Origin of the sequence: Pseudomonas sp. B21-035 (assembly GCF_024748945.1) — a bacterium.
Classification (GTDB): Bacteria; Pseudomonadota; Gammaproteobacteria; order Pseudomonadales; family Pseudomonadaceae; genus Aquipseudomonas.
Window position 1 is genome coordinate 5,623,387 of sequence record NZ_CP087179.1, and the last position, 13,415, is coordinate 5,636,801.

The 13,415-nt window shown below is 63.2% G+C and carries 13 protein-coding genes, 1 other RNA gene and 1 pseudogene; 9 read left to right on the top strand and 6 right to left on the bottom strand.

The window, feature by feature from the left end; genetic code table 11:
- The first annotated feature begins 44 nt into the window (after positions 1-44).
- The 4 genes from LOY22_RS25755 (at position 45) to LOY22_RS25770 (ending at position 1,465) form a co-directional block, all read left to right on the top strand.
- The gene (locus LOY22_RS25755; protein WP_010221172.1) at positions 45-254 is read left to right on the top strand and encodes a TIGR02449 family protein; all 210 of its coding nucleotides are present in this window, start codon (positions 45-47) and stop codon (positions 252-254) included.
- A complete protein-coding gene (locus LOY22_RS25760; protein WP_195885287.1) occupies positions 251-568 on the top strand; it encodes a cell division protein ZapA in 318 nt (105 codons plus the stop codon). The genes LOY22_RS25755 and LOY22_RS25760 overlap by 4 nt, the downstream gene beginning before the upstream one ends.
- An 18-nt stretch (positions 569-586) precedes the next feature.
- Positions 587-764: non-coding RNA, 6S RNA (ssrS, locus tag LOY22_RS25765), on the top strand.
- Between the two features lie 80 nt (positions 765-844).
- Positions 845-1,465, top strand: coding sequence for a 5-formyltetrahydrofolate cyclo-ligase (locus LOY22_RS25770; protein WP_093378227.1), 621 nt, complete (start codon positions 845-847; stop codon positions 1,463-1,465).
- On the opposite strand, the gene LOY22_RS25775 is transcribed toward LOY22_RS25770, so the two are convergent.
- Entirely contained in the window at positions 1,446-1,586 is a 141-nt protein-coding gene (locus tag LOY22_RS25775) for a hypothetical protein (protein WP_165392175.1), read from the bottom strand. The genes LOY22_RS25770 and LOY22_RS25775 overlap by 20 nt on opposite strands.
- A gap of 178 nt (positions 1,587-1,764) precedes the next feature.
- On the opposite strand from LOY22_RS25775, the gene LOY22_RS25780 reads away from it, so the two are divergent.
- From LOY22_RS25780 to LOY22_RS25795, 4 genes are all read left to right on the top strand, one after another.
- On the top strand, positions 1,765-2,214 hold the full coding sequence (locus tag LOY22_RS25780; protein WP_093378222.1) for an EVE domain-containing protein: 450 nt from the start codon (positions 1,765-1,767) through the stop codon (positions 2,212-2,214).
- 101 nt (positions 2,215-2,315) lie between these two features.
- The gene (locus tag LOY22_RS25785) at positions 2,316-3,275 is read left to right on the top strand and encodes an HlyD family secretion protein (protein ID WP_195885934.1); all 960 of its coding nucleotides are present in this window, start codon (positions 2,316-2,318) and stop codon (positions 3,273-3,275) included.
- Positions 3,272-5,995, top strand: coding sequence for a ribosome-associated ATPase/putative transporter RbbA (gene rbbA / locus LOY22_RS25790; protein ID WP_093378219.1), 2,724 nt, complete (start codon positions 3,272-3,274; stop codon positions 5,993-5,995). Before LOY22_RS25785 ends, rbbA begins: the two co-directional genes overlap by 4 nt.
- Complete coding sequence (locus LOY22_RS25795) at positions 5,995-7,113, top strand: ABC transporter permease (RefSeq protein WP_258595382.1); 1,119 nt, start codon at positions 5,995-5,997, stop codon at positions 7,111-7,113. The genes rbbA and LOY22_RS25795 overlap by 1 nt, the downstream gene beginning before the upstream one ends.
- On the opposite strand, the gene LOY22_RS25800 is transcribed toward LOY22_RS25795, so the two are convergent.
- A complete protein-coding gene (locus LOY22_RS25800) occupies positions 7,114-7,518 on the bottom strand; it encodes a flagellar basal body-associated protein FliL (RefSeq protein ID WP_045201057.1) in 405 nt (134 codons plus the stop codon). It abuts the gene before it with no gap.
- A gap of 156 nt (positions 7,519-7,674) precedes the next feature.
- On the opposite strand from LOY22_RS25800, the gene LOY22_RS25805 reads away from it, so the two are divergent.
- Positions 7,675-8,652, top strand: a complete 978-nt coding sequence (locus LOY22_RS25805; protein ID WP_258595384.1) for an NADPH:quinone oxidoreductase family protein — start codon at positions 7,675-7,677, stop codon at positions 8,650-8,652.
- 16 nt (positions 8,653-8,668) lie between these two features.
- On the opposite strand, the gene LOY22_RS25810 is transcribed toward LOY22_RS25805, so the two are convergent.
- From LOY22_RS25810 to rho, 4 genes and pseudogenes are all read right to left on the bottom strand, one after another.
- Positions 8,669-9,310 (bottom strand): gamma-glutamylcyclotransferase, encoded by a 642-nt coding sequence (locus tag LOY22_RS25810; protein WP_045201052.1) that lies wholly within the window; start codon positions 9,308-9,310, stop codon positions 8,669-8,671.
- A 275-nt stretch (positions 9,311-9,585) separates the two neighbouring features.
- A complete protein-coding gene (locus tag LOY22_RS25815; protein WP_045201050.1) occupies positions 9,586-10,554 on the bottom strand; it encodes a CDP-6-deoxy-delta-3,4-glucoseen reductase in 969 nt (322 codons plus the stop codon).
- The gene (gene ubiD, locus LOY22_RS25820; RefSeq protein WP_045201047.1) at positions 10,555-12,021 is read right to left on the bottom strand and encodes a 4-hydroxy-3-polyprenylbenzoate decarboxylase; all 1,467 of its coding nucleotides are present in this window, start codon (positions 12,019-12,021) and stop codon (positions 10,555-10,557) included.
- Positions 12,022-12,150: 129 nt separating this feature from the next.
- A pseudogene (gene rho, locus LOY22_RS25825) lies at positions 12,151-13,409 on the bottom strand (transcription termination factor Rho).
- Positions 13,410-13,415 lie beyond the last annotated feature (6 nt).

Here is a 13,415-nt window from a genome sequence, read left to right on the forward strand (position 1 = left end):
ATAAACCGGGCAACCACCCGCACGACCGAATCGAGTGGCAACCAATGCAAGAGAACGATCTGCAAGCGCTGATGGGCCGATTCGAACTGCTGATTGAGCGGGTCGAGCAACTAAAACGGCAAAACGCACTCTTATTAGCTCAGGAAAAATCCTGGCGCGAAGAGCGCGCCCACCTCATCGAAAAAAATGAAATCGCCCGGCGTAAGGTCGAATCGATGATTTTGCGACTCAAGGCCCTGGAGCAAGACTCATGAGCTCAAGCAATAGCGTCACTGTTCAGATTCTCGACAAAGAATATTCGATCATCTGTCCGCCGGAAGAACGCAGCAACCTGGTCAGCGCCGCGCGCTACCTGGATGGCAAGATGCGCGAAATCCGCAGCAGCGGCAAAGTCATCGGTGCCGACCGCATCGCCGTGATGGCTGCGCTGAACATTACCCACGACCTGCTGCACAACCAGGAACGCCCGCAAGCGACCGGCACTGGCGTCAACCGTGAACAGGTGCGCGACCTGCTTGAACGCGTCGATAGCGCACTGGCCGACGATCAAGATTCAAATAAGGGTTGAGTATCGGTATACTGGCGCCACTCCCTGGAGTGCTTGCCAGTCGGTCATGTCCCTGAGCCGATACGCACAACCACGGGGGTTGCACGTGGGGCCGGTGTGCATGTCCGCTTGACGGAAAGCCTTAACGCCTCCTGCAATCTCCACCTTGAACTTTCGGGTTCAAGGGCTACACCGACAGCGGTTCGTCGGGGAGCCTGAATTCTTTGCCCGCCCTTCTGCGCGGGCAATCGAGCTGTCACCCGGCGGGTGGCAGCCCTCTCTGGGACCGCCCGTGCCATGACCGACACCGCGCCGCTGACCCGCCCGCAACTTCGCCGCCTGCTTCGCGATGCCCGCCGTGCCCTGACGCCGGCCGAACAACGCCAGGCAGCCCGTGGCCTGTACCGTCAGCTGGCACAGCATCCGTTGTTTCGCCGGGCCCGGCACATCGCCCTGTACCTGCCCAATGATTGCGAGATCGACCCGCGCCTGCTGATGCGTGAAGCCCAGCGCCGTGGCAAACGCACCTACCTGCCGGTACTGCACGCCTGGCCAAAAACCAAGATGGTGTTCCAGCGCATCGAAGCCGGCGAGAAGCTGCGGCGCAACCGCTTTCGCATCCCCGAGCCGCACATCAGCCTGGCCCGGCAACGACCGATCTGGGCGCTGGACCTGATCCTGCTACCGCTGGTGGGTTTTGATGAAGTGGGTGGCCGGCTGGGCATGGGCGGCGGTTTCTATGACCGCAGCCTGGCCTATCAGGCCCGCCGCAAGGCCTGGAAAAAACCCTTGCTGCTGGGCCTGGCGCATGAATGCCAGAAGGTCGAACGACTGGCGCAAGCCAGCTGGGATGTGCCGCTGCAGGGGACGGTCTCGGACCGTGGCTGGTACCTGGCTATCAACGTTGTTGCGGATTGACCGGCATTTCGTAAGGGGCGTCGAGTTTGCGTTCCCAAAGGCTTTGCGCATAACCGGTAGTGACAACACCCAAACCGAACAGAAACACCAGAATCCAGAGCAAATCCGGTTTGCGATTCATCGATTGCCCCCCTCAGGCAAACTGATCACGTTGTCAGCAACGTTTTTGTTGTTGCAGCAGCGTCAAGCTTAAAATGCGCGCATTCTCCGACAACCTGAGGCGACACGCAAACGTTGACGCCAACCGACCGTCGGTTTCCTGAAACAGGTTATTTCAAACATTGTCTGGAGCACCACCCATGGCCTACTGGCTGATGAAATCCGAGCCCGACGAACTCTCGATCAAGGACCTCGCGCGGCTGGGCGAAGCGCGCTGGGATGGCGTGCGCAACTACCAGGCGCGCAATTTCTTGCGGGCCATGGCAGTCGGTGACCAGTTCTTCTTCTACCACTCCAGTTGCCCGGAGCCGGGCATTGCCGGCATTGCCCGCATCAGTGCCGCAGCCTATCCCGACCCCACTGCACTCGACCCGCAAAGCCACTACTTCGACGCCAAGGCCAACGACGCCAAGAACCCCTGGAGCGCTGTCGATGTCGCCCATGTCGAAACCTTCGGCAGGGTCCTGCAACTGGGCTACCTCAAGCAGCAAACCGCCCTTGCCGAACTGGCGCTGGTACAGAAAGGCAGCCGCCTTTCAGTGATGCCGGTGACCGCCGAACAATGGGCAGCGGTACTCGCACTGCGTTAAACAGGGTAGGATGGCCGCTCATTTGACGAACATCAACGCACCAGGACCGGTGCGGCGTCACAATTTGACGTTAATGCAGCAAGGATTGCCCAACCATGTCGATGAGCCAACACGCCCCGAAATTCTTCGCCGGTGCCTTGATCGCCCTGCTCCTGGCCGCGGGTGGCCTGGGCTACTGGAAGTCCCTGCATGACCGCCTGCCCGAAGGCCTGAGCATGGGCAACGGCAGGCTCGAAGCCACCGAAGTGCAGATCGCCAGCAAGATCCCCGGGCGCCTGGCCGAGGTGCTGGTCGACGAAGGCGATACCGTCAAGCAGGGCCAGTTGCTCGCCCGCATCGACACCCGCACCCTCGAAGCCCAGCGCAACCAGGCCGAAGCCGAAGTGCTACGGGCCCGGGAAAACTACTCCGCCGCCCAGGCCACGGTGCAATTGCGCCAGAGCGAACAACTGCTGGCCAGCCAGGAGCTCAAGCGCGTCCGCGAGATCTTCCAGCGCAAATATGCCAGCCAGCAGCTGCTCGACCAGCAGCAGGCCCGCTACGACACCAGCAACTCCGCCGTGGTCGCCGCCCGCGCGCAACTGGCGGCAATCAAGGCCGCCATCGGCGCCGCTGAAGCCCAGGTGGCACAGCTGACCAGCGAAATCGACGACAGCAGCCTGCGCGCGCCAATCAACGGCGTGATCCAGCTGCGCCTGGCCGAGCCAGGTGAAGTGCTCGGTGCCGGCGGCCGCGTGCTGATGCTGATCGACCCCAGCGACCAGTACATGAACCTTTACCTGCCCGCCTCCACGACCGGCCGCCTGACCGTCGGCGACCAGGCGCGCATCGTTCTCGACGCCCTGCCCGACCGGGCCTTGCCGGCGAAGATCGCCTTCGTCGCGGCCAAGGCGCAGTTCACCCCCAAGCAGGTGGAAACCCGTGACGAGCGCCAGAAGCTGGTGTTCCGGGTCAAGCTGCGCCTGACCGAACCAAGCGCCGTGCCCCAGGCCAAACCCGGCATGCCGGGCGCAGGCTATGTGCGCACCGCTGATGTGGACTGGCCGGCCAACCTGCAATGAGCGCGCTGGCGCTGCACGCCGAGGGCATCAACCACCGCTACGGCGGGCTGAACGCCCTGCAGGACATTGCCTTCAGCCTGCCGGCCGGCACCCGCTGCGGCCTGATCGGCCCGGACGGCGCCGGCAAGTCGAGCCTGCTCGGGCTGATCGCCGGGGTGAAGAAGCTGCAAAGCGGCGAACTGCAGGTGCTTGGCGGCTCGATCCGCCAGCGCCGCCATCGCAACAGCCTCTACCCGCGTATCGCCTTCATGCCCCAAGGGTTGGGCGGCAACCTTTACCCCGAGCTGTCGATCAGCGAGAACATCCGCTTCTTCGCCACCCTGTTCGGCCTTGGCGCCACGGAGTGCGAGCAGCGCATGCACAACCTGCTGCTGGCCACCGACCTGCTGCGCTTTGCCGAACGCCCGGCGGGCAAGTTGTCGGGCGGCATGAAGCAGAAGCTCGGCCTGTGCTGTGCGCTGATCCACGAACCGGACCTGCTGATCCTCGACGAACCCACCACTGGCGTCGACCCGCTGTCGCGCCGGCGCTTCTGGGAGCTGGTCGAGCAGGTGCGCCAGGAACGCCCGCAACTGACCCTGCTGGTCGCCACGGCCTACATGGAAGAGGCCGAACAGTTCGAACACTGTCTGATGCTCGATCGTGGCCGGCTGATTGCCGCAGGCTTGAGCGAAGAGCTGGCCGCAGCCACCGCCAGCCACAAGCTCGATGACGCCTTTACCCACTTTCAGGGCGACAGCCAGCGCAGCCAGCAGCCCCTGGTGATCCCGCCGCGCGATAGCGGCGATGCCGAGATCGCTATCGAAGCCCATGAACTGACCTTGCGCTTTGGTGACTTCACCGCCGTGAACAAGGTCAGTTTCGCCATCGGCCGTGGCGAGATCTTCGGTTTTCTCGGCTCCAACGGCTGCGGCAAGACCACCACCATGAAGGTGCTCACCGGGCTGATGCCGGCCAGCGAGGGCAGCGCCACCCTGCTCGGTCGCCCGGTGAACGCCAAGGACCTGGCCACGCGTAAGCGCGTTGGCTTCATGTCCCAAAGCTTCTCGCTGTATGGCGAACTCAGCGTGCGGCAGAACCTTGAACTGCATGCGCGGCTGTTCGACCTGCCCAAGGCCGACAGCGGCCCGCGCATCGCTGAGCTGATCGAGCGTTTCGATCTGGGCGCCATCGCCGACCAGCAGTCCGGCGCCCTGCCCCTGGGTTTGCGCCAGCGCCTGTCGCTGGCAGTGGCGGTACTGCACCGTCCGGAAGTGCTGATCCTCGACGAGCCCACCTCAGGTGTGGACCCGGCAGCGCGCGACGACTTCTGGCGCCTGCTGATCGAGCTGTCGCGCGATCAGGGGGTGACGATCTTCCTCTCTACTCATTTCATGAATGAAGCCCTGCGCTGCGACCGGATCTCCCTGATGCATGCCGGCAAGGTCCTGGCCTGCGACACCCCGGCGGCGCTGCAGCAGCAGTTCGGCGGTGAAACCCTGGAAGACGCCTTCGTCACCTGCCTGGAACAGGCCCAGGGCGCCAGCGAAGCGCCAACGGCCCCAACCCAGTTCGACAGCCCGGCCAATACAGCAACGCAACCCCTGCGCCATGGCTTCAGCCTCAAGCGCCTGGTCGCCGTCGCCACCCGCGAAGGCAAGGAACTGCTGCGCGACAAAGTGCGCCTGGCGTTCGCCCTGCTTGGCGCGCTGTTCATGATGGTGATCTTCGGCTACGGCATCTCCCTGGACGTGGAAAACCTCGCTTTCGCCGTTTATGACCAGGACCAGAGCCCGCAAAGCCGCGCTTATCTTGAAGCCTTCCGCGGCTCGCGCTACTTCGCCGAACAGACGCCGATTCGCGATGCCGCACAGTTACACAAACGCCTGCAGCGCTCGGAAATCAAGCTGGCCCTGGAGATTCCACCAGGTTTTGGTCGCGATCTGCACGCCGGTCGCCAGCCGGTGGTAGCAGCCTGGCTGGATGGCGGCATGCCATTTCGCGCCGAGACCAGCCGTAACTATGTCGAAGCCGTGCACCAGGGCAACCTCGAACAACTGGCGGCGCTGAGCAGCAAGGCCCGGGCCGGGCAAACTCCAGTGCGCCTGGAAACCCGCTTTCGCTACAACCAGGACGTGGTCAGCGTCAACGCCATCGGCCCCGGGGTCATGGCGCTGATCCTGGCGTTCATTCCGGCAATGCTCACCGCACTGGGCATCGTGCGCGAAAAAGAGCTGGGCTCGATCACCAACTTCTATGCCACGCCCCTGACCCGACTGGAGTTCCTGCTCGGCAAACAGGCGCCCTACCTGGCGGTAAGCCTGGTCAACCTGGCGCTGCTGGTAGCAATGAACCGCTGGCTGTTCGGCGTGCCGTTCAAGGGCAGCGCCCTGGCCCTGGCCTGCGGCGGCGTGCTCTACCTGCTGGCGACCACCAGCCTGGGCCTGCTGATCTCGGCGTTCACCCGCACGCAGATCGCCGCGATCCTCGGCACCATGATCATCACCAGCCTGCCGACCATTCAGTTCTCCGGGCTGATCGTGCCGCGTTCCTCGCTCGATGGCGCGGCGGCCTTGATGGGCCAGTTGTTCCCGGCCGGTTACTTTCTCGATATCGCCGTCGGCACCTTTACCAAAGCCCTGGACCTGCGCGAACTCTGGCCCCAGTGCCTGGCACTGCTGGGCTTCTTTGTCGGTTTCACTGGCCTGAGTCTGGCCATGCTGAAGAAGCAGGAGGTCTGATGCATCGTCTGGCACATACCCTGCGCCTGGGGCTCAAGGAGCTGACCAGCCTGCGCCACGACAGCGTGCTGCTGTTGTTCCTGCTGTACGCCTTCAGCGTGGCGATCTACATGCCGGCCGCAGGCTCGGTGATCGGCGTGCACAACGCCAGCGTGGCGATCATCGACGAAGACCACAGCCTGGTCTCGCGCAAGCTCGCCGAGGCCCTGCAACCACCGGAATTCCAGCACGCCGTGCCGTTGCCCTACGACCAGCTCGACCAGGCCCTGGACAGCGGCCGCTACACCTTCGTGATCAACGTACCGGTGAACTTCCAGACCGACCTGCTGGCCGGGCGCTCGCCCGAGCTGCAAGTCAACGTCGACGCCACGGCCATGAGCCAGGCGTTCATGGGCGCCGGTTACATCGGCAGGATCGTCGAGCGCGATCTGCTCGACTATGCCAAGCAGGGCTCGGCTACCGCCGGCAGCCCGGCGCTGCTCAGTGCCCGGGCGTTGTTCAACCCCAACCTTGAGGGCGGCTGGTTTCTGGCGGTGATCCAGATCGTCAACAACATCACCATCCTGGCCATCATCCTCACCGGCACGGCACTGCTGCGCGAGCGCGAGCACGGCACCCTCGACCACCTGCTGGTGCTGCCGCTGACCGCGCTGGAAATCATGCTGGCGAAGATCGCCAGCAACGCCCTGGTGGTGGTGCTGTGCACCTGGGTATCGCTTGAGGTGATCGTCAAGGGCGCGCTGGGGGTACCGCTGGCGGGATCGTTGGGGTTGTTCCTGGCGGTGACGGCGCTGTACCTGTTCGCCAGCACCGCATTGGGGATCTTCCTCGCCACCCTGGCGCGCTCGACCCCGCAATTCGGCCTGCTGGCGATTCCGGTGATCATCCCGATGCTGTTGCTGTCAGGCGGCAGCACGCCGCTGGACAGCATGCCGCAATGGCTGCAGTGGGTCATGCAGGGCTCGCCCTCGACCCACTTCGTCAGCCTCAGCGCGGCGATCCTGTTCCGTGACGCCGGGCTGGCAGTGGTCTGGCCAGACATCGCGGCGCTCGCCGCCATTGGCCTGGCCTTCTTCGCCATTGCCCTGGCGCGTTTTCGCCGCAGCCTGACCTCGTGATTACTGGACGATCAGGTTGTTGAACAGCAGGTCGTCGACGGTCGGCTTGCCTTCTTCGGATTCGAGCACCTGCTGGACCTGCTTCAGAGCTTCCTGACGCAGTTTTTCCTTGGCCTCGACGTTACTCATGGCCTCCAGGTTCTGCTGGGTGAACAGCGCCACCAGCTGGTTGCGGATCAGCGGCTCATGATGCTTTACCGCTGCGGCGGCGGCATCGCTGTTGACCCGCAGGGCCACGTCGGCCTTGTACACGCGCAGCTTCGGCCCGCCATCAAGGGCGTAGTTGCCCACAAAAGGCGGGCTCAGGGAAATGTAGGAGACCTTCGGTTCCCCTTCCTTGGCTTCCTCGGCCATGGCCGCCATCGGCAGCATCAGCGCCAGTACCATCAAGATCCACGCTTTCACGAATTCGCTCCTCATACAGTTGGCGCCAGCATACCCAGCGCACCGGTCAAACCCAAGCCCGGGCTTATGCCGGCCTATCAGGGCGGGCCATGCTCGTTGACCCGGCACCTCGCCCACCTACACTTATCGGCCACTACGCGCAAAGGAATAGTCCCGATGAAAGCAGTGTTGTGCAAAGCCCTTGGCCCGGCGCAAAACCTGGTCCTGGAAGAAGTCGCCAGCCCCGTGCCGAAAAAGAACGAGATCCTCCTCGACGTGCAGGCCGCCGGGGTCAACTTTCCCGACACCCTGATCATCGAAGGCAAGTACCAGTTCCAGCCGCCGCTGCCGTTCTCCCCTGGGGGCGAAGCCGCCGGCGTGGTCAGCGCCGTGGGTGAAAAAGCCGGCAACCTGAAGATCGGCGACCGGGTCATGGCCCTGACCGGCTGGGGCAGCTTTGCCGAACAAGTGGCGGTGCCGGCCTACAACGTATTGCCGATCCCGGCGCAGATGGACTTCACCACGGCGGCGGCCTTCGGCATGACCTACGGCACCTCGATGCATGCGCTCAGCCAGCGCGGCCAGCTCAAGGCCGGGGAAACCCTGCTGGTGCTGGGCGCCTCGGGCGGGGTTGGCCTGGCGGCGGTGGAAATCGGCAAGGCCATGGGCGCGCGGGTGATTGCCGCCGCCAGCAGCGCCGAGAAACTTGCCGTAGCCAAGGCGGCAGGCGCCGACGAGCTGATCAACTACAGCGAAACCAGCCTCAAGGACGAAATCAAGCGCCTGACCGGCGGCAACGGCGCCGATGTGATCTACGACCCGGTTGGCGGCGATCTGTTTGACCAGGCGGTGCGCGGCATTGCCTGGAATGGCCGGCTGCTGGTGGTCGGTTTTGCCAGCGGGCGCATCCCCGAGCTGCCAGTGAACCTGGCGCTACTCAAAGGTGCAGCGGTGCTCGGGGTGTTCTGGGGCGCCTTTGCCCAGCGCCAACCGGCCGACAATGCGGCGAACTTCCAGCAGCTGTTTGCCTGGTTCGCCGAAGGCAAGCTCAAGCCGCTGGTATCGCAGACCTTCCCGCTGGCTGAAGCAGGTGCAGCCATCGAGTTGCTGGGCCAGCGCAAGGCGGTGGGCAAGCTGGTGGTGACCATGGCCTGAACAGCTGAGCCCGCTCCTACCTGGAATGGCAGCGCCGAAAGCGCGCCTCCAGGTTGCGATCGGGCATGGCATGGCTGCGCAAGGCATTGAGGGTCTGCTCGACATAATCGCGAGTGCTGCCGTAACGGCCCTTGGCATTGGCAAATATCTGGCTGAGCAAGGTGTCCGGCAGGTTGCCGGCATAGCATGGCAAATGCCGCTCCAGCACAAACCCCAGGGCCTGGACCTTGCTGCCGTCCTCAAGCCGGCAATTGAGCCAGTGCGGGCGGTACGCAGGGTAAGGCATTTCTCGTTGCCACAAGGCCAGCAACGAATCTTCCAGGCAGTCGTCCGGCAGGCGGTAGGCAAAACCGCTGCATGAACCACCACGATCAAGACCGAATACCAGCCCGGGGCATTCCGGCGTGCCGCGGTGCTCGTGGGACCACAAATACAGCCCGCGATGATAGCCGTGCACCCGTGCCCGTCGCCGTTCGGCGGCATTGCACTCCGGGCGCCAGATCAATGAGCCGTAGGCAAACAACCATACCGGGCCACCCTGGTGCCGGGACATGGTGTGTTGAACTGAATGCACAAGTTGCTCGCGAGTTAACTGTTCGCCGAAATCAAGCAACGGCGGATAGGCCACATTCAAAGATACCGTTTCGATCGCCGACATAGCTGCCGCCACACTTCCCCATGAATTACCAACGCATTGCACTATAAAGCAACGCACTGTGCACAGAGTTACCGTACGGCAGATAAGCGCCGCAATACAAGCCCCCAGACGCCATGAGACGGCGATAAAGGCCGCACCGGTGCGATAACAGGTGCACTGTTTCAAGTGTAGCGAAAGTTATTTTCGTTGCCGGCAATAATTAGTGGCTTATACCGCTGGCGGCACCGGCAGTTATTTAAACCGGCACGCTGTTGCAGCGTGCCTTATTCCGTCAATCAATTGCGCGGGGCATAAGCGAATACATCGGCGCGCATTTGATGCGCATCCATGCCGGCGTCGACCAGTGCGTCGAGGGTGGCGTAGATCATGTTTGGCGAACCGCTGGCGTACACATGCACGCCGGCCAGGTCACTGATGTCTTCGCATACCGCCTCGTGCAACAGGCCGCAGCGCCCTTCCCAGCCGCACAGGTCGCTGACCACCTTGTGCAGGAACAGGTTGGGCAGACTCTCCCACTCGGCCCAGTGCTCGATCTGGTAGAAGTCGTCCGGCAGGCGCACGCCCCAGTACAGGTGCACCGGGTGCTTGAAGCCGCTGGCCCGGCAATGTTCGATCAGGCTGTGCATCTGCGCCATGCCGGTGCCGGCCGCGATCAGCACCAGCGGGCCGTCCGGCAATTCGGCCAGGTGGGTGTCACCAAAGGGCATCTGCAGCCGCGCCATGCCGTTGCGCCGCAACTGAGCGATCAGCTCCAGGGCACTGTTCTCGCGGGCCAGTACATGCAGCTCGAGGTCGCGGCCACTGTGCGGCGCCGAGGCCAGCGAGAAGGCAGCCTTGTCGCCGCTGTCTCGCTCGATCATCAGGTACTGGCCAGCATGGTAGCGCGGTGGCTTGCCGGCAGGCGCCCGCAGGCGCACGCGCCAGACGTCGCCGCCGACTTCGACACACTCGCTGAGCTGACAGGCCAGGGTCCGTACCGGCAGCTCGCCCAGGGCCAGCACGCCATCCCACAACAAGACGCAATCCTCCAGTGGCTCGGCGATGCAGGTGAACAGCTCGCCGTGATCACGCTCGACGCCATCCTGACGCACCCGGCCCTCGACCAGCAGCGCGGCGCAGACATGGCAGTTGCCATTGCGACAGCTTTGCGGGCAGTCGTAGCCCAGGCGTCGCGCCGCATCCAGAATCCTTTCTCCGGGCTTGAGCGCCAACACGGCCCCGGACGGCTGCAAGGTTACCTGCATTTAGTCTATTCCCAACTGGTTCCACAGCTCATCGATCCGCCGGGTGACGGCTTCGTCCTTGACGATGACCCGTCCCCACTCGCGGGTGGTTTCTCCCGGCCACTTGTGCGTCGCATCCAGGCCCATCTTCGACCCCAAACCGGACACCGGCGAAGCGAAGTCCAGGTAGTCAATCGGGGTGTTGTCGATCATTACCGTGTCGCGCTTGGGGTCCATGCGCGTGGTAATCGCCCAGATCACGTCGTTCCAGTCACGCGCGTTGATATCGTCGTCCGTGACGATAACGAACTTGGTGTACATGAACTGTCGCAAAAACGACCAGACACCCAGCATCACGCGCTTGGCGTGTCCTGGGTACTGCTTTTTCATGGTCACCACCGCCATGCGATACGAGCAGCCTTCCGGCGGCAGGTAGAAGTCGGTGATTTCCGGGAACTGCTTTTGCAGGATCGGCACGAATACTTCGTTCAGCGCCACACCCAGAATCGCCGGCTCATCCGGCGGACGGCCGGTGTAGGTGCTGTGATAGATCGGCTTGCTGCGGTGTGTGATGCGCTCGACAGTGAACACCGGGAAGCTGTCGACTTCGTTGTAGTAGCCGGTGTGGTCGCCGTACGGGCCTTCCGGGGCCATTTCACCCGGATGGATCACGCCTTCGAGGATGATTTCAGCGGTGGCCGGCACCTGCAGGTCGTTGCCACGGCACTTGACCAGCTCGGTACGGTTGCCGCGCAACAGGCCGGCGAAGGCGTACTCGGAGAGGGTATCGGGCACCGGCGTCACGGCACCAAGGATGGTCGCCGGGTCGGCGCCCAGGGCCACCGCCACCGGGAACGGCTGACCCGGGTGCTTCTCGCACCATTCGCGATAGTCCAGGGCGCCGCCGCGATGGCTCAACCAGCGCATGATGACCTTGTTGCGGCCAATCACCTGTTGACGGTAGATGCCGAGGTTCTGGCGGTCCTTGTTCGGCCCGCGGGTCACTGTCAGGCCCCAGGTGATCAGCGGCGCAACGTCGCCCGGCCAGCAGTGCTGCACCGGCAGCAGGCCGAGGTCGACATCATCACCTTCGATGACCACTTCGTGGCATGCCGCGTCCTTGACCACCTTCGGCGCCATGGACACGACCTTCTTGAAGATCGGCAGCTTCGACCAGGCGTCCTTGAGGCCTTTCGGCGGCTCGGGCTCTTTGAGAAAGGCCAGCAGCTTGCCGATTTCACGCAGCTCGCTGACCGACTCGGCGCCCATGCCCATGGCCACCCGCTCCGGGGTGCCAAACAGGTTGCCCAGCACCGGGATGTCGAAGCCGGTAGGTTTTTCGAACAGCAGGGCCGGGCCTTTGGCGCGCAGGGTGCGGTCGCAGACTTCGGTCATTTCCAGGACTGGAGAGATCGGCACCTGGATGCGCTTGAGTTCGCCGCGCTGTTCCAGGCCACGGATAAAGTCGCGCAAATCGCGATACTGCATGCAAAAGCCTCGTATTGGCTGCCGTAGCGGTCGGGCTGCAGAGTGTAGCGCCGAACTCGGCTGCTCAGAATAGCCAAAGTACAGATAGCAAAAAGCCGGGTCGCCCCGGCTCTTGCCCAGCGCAACAGTTTACTTGCGCTTCATCGACAAGAAGAACTCGTCGTTGGTCTTGGTCTGCTTGAGTTTGTCGATCAGGAACTCGATGGCAGCCACTTCATCCATCGGGTGCAGCAGCTTGCGCAGGATCCACATGCGCTGCAGCTCGTCGTCGGCGGTCAGCAGCTCTTCGCGACGGGTACCCGAACGGTTGATGTTGATGGCCGGGAAGACGCGCTTCTCGGCGATCTTGCGGTCCAGGGCAGTTCCATGTTGCCGGTACCCTTGAACTCTTCGTAGATCACTTCGTCCATCTTCGAGCCGGTTTCAACCAGCGCGGTGGCGATGATGGTCAGCGAGCCGCCCTCTTCGATGTTACGCGCGGCGCCGAAGAAACGCTTCGGCTTCTCCAGGGCGTGGGCATCGACACCACCGGTGAGGACCTTGCCGGAGCTCGGGATCACGGTGTTGTAGGCACGGGCCAGACGGGTGATGGAGTCGAGCAGGATGACCACGTCTTTCTTGTGTTCAACCAGGCGCTTGGCCTTCTCGATAACCATTTCGGCAACCTGCACGTGGCGGGTTGGCGGCTCGTCGAAGGTCGAGGCAACCACTTCGCCGCGCACGGTGCGCTGCATTTCGGTTACTTCTTCCGGGCGCTCGTCGATCAGCAGGACGATCAGGTGGCACTCGGGGTTGTTACGGGTGATGTTGGCCGCGATGTTCTGCAGCATGATGGTCTTGCCCGCTTTTGGCGGAGCGACGATCAGGCCGCGCTGGCCTTTGCCGATCGGGGCGCAAAGGTCGATAACCCGGCCGGTGAGGTCTTCGGTGGAGCCGTTGCCGGCTTCCATCTTCAGGCGCTCGTTAGGGAACAGCGGCGTCAGGTTTTCGAACAGGATCTTGTTCTTCGCGTTTTCCGGCCGGTCGAAGTTGATGGTGTCGACTTTCAGCAGGGCGAAGTAACGCTCGCCTTCTTTTGGCGGGCGGATCTTGCCGACGATGGTGTCGCCGGTACGCAAGTTGAAGCGACGGATCTGGCTTGGCGACACGTAGATGTCGTCCGGACCGGCCAGGTACGAGGCATCGGCCGAGCGCAGGAAGCCGAAGCCGTCCTGGAGAATCTCCAGCACGCCGTCACCGGAGATTTCCTCGCCGCTTTTCGCATGCTTTTTCAACAGGGAGAAAATCACATCTTGCTTGCGCGAACGGGCCATATTTTCTATGCCCATCTGTTCGGCCATTTCGAGCAGATCGGTAATCGGCTTTTGCTTGAGTTCAGTCAGGTTCATAAGGGG

Bases quoted from the DNA above. Each gene is read 5' to 3' on its own strand.
- LOY22_RS25780 (WP_093378222.1), top strand. From the start codon at position 1,765: ATGGCCTACTGGCTGATGAAATCCGAGCCCGACGAACTCTCGATCAAG.
- LOY22_RS25810 (WP_045201052.1), bottom strand. From the start codon at position 9,310: ATGTCGGCGATCGAAACGGTATCTTTGAATGTGGCCTATCCGCCGTTG.
- LOY22_RS25760 (WP_195885287.1), top strand. From the start codon at position 251: ATGAGCTCAAGCAATAGCGTCACTGTTCAGATTCTCGACAAAGAATAT.
- LOY22_RS25795 (WP_258595382.1), top strand. From the start codon at position 5,995: ATGCATCGTCTGGCACATACCCTGCGCCTGGGGCTCAAGGAGCTGACC.
- LOY22_RS25775 (WP_165392175.1), bottom strand. From the start codon at position 1,586: ATGAATCGCAAACCGGATTTGCTCTGGATTCTGGTGTTTCTGTTCGGT.
- ubiD (WP_045201047.1), bottom strand. From the start codon at position 12,021: ATGCAGTATCGCGATTTGCGCGACTTTATCCGTGGCCTGGAACAGCGC.
- LOY22_RS25815 (WP_045201050.1), bottom strand. From the start codon at position 10,554: ATGCAGGTAACCTTGCAGCCGTCCGGGGCCGTGTTGGCGCTCAAGCCC.
- LOY22_RS25755 (WP_010221172.1), top strand. From the start codon at position 45: ATGCAAGAGAACGATCTGCAAGCGCTGATGGGCCGATTCGAACTGCTG.
- rbbA (WP_093378219.1), top strand. From the start codon at position 3,272: ATGAGCGCGCTGGCGCTGCACGCCGAGGGCATCAACCACCGCTACGGC.
- LOY22_RS25785 (WP_195885934.1), top strand. From the start codon at position 2,316: ATGAGCCAACACGCCCCGAAATTCTTCGCCGGTGCCTTGATCGCCCTG.
- LOY22_RS25770 (WP_093378227.1), top strand. From the start codon at position 845: ATGACCGACACCGCGCCGCTGACCCGCCCGCAACTTCGCCGCCTGCTT.
- LOY22_RS25805 (WP_258595384.1), top strand. From the start codon at position 7,675: ATGAAAGCAGTGTTGTGCAAAGCCCTTGGCCCGGCGCAAAACCTGGTC.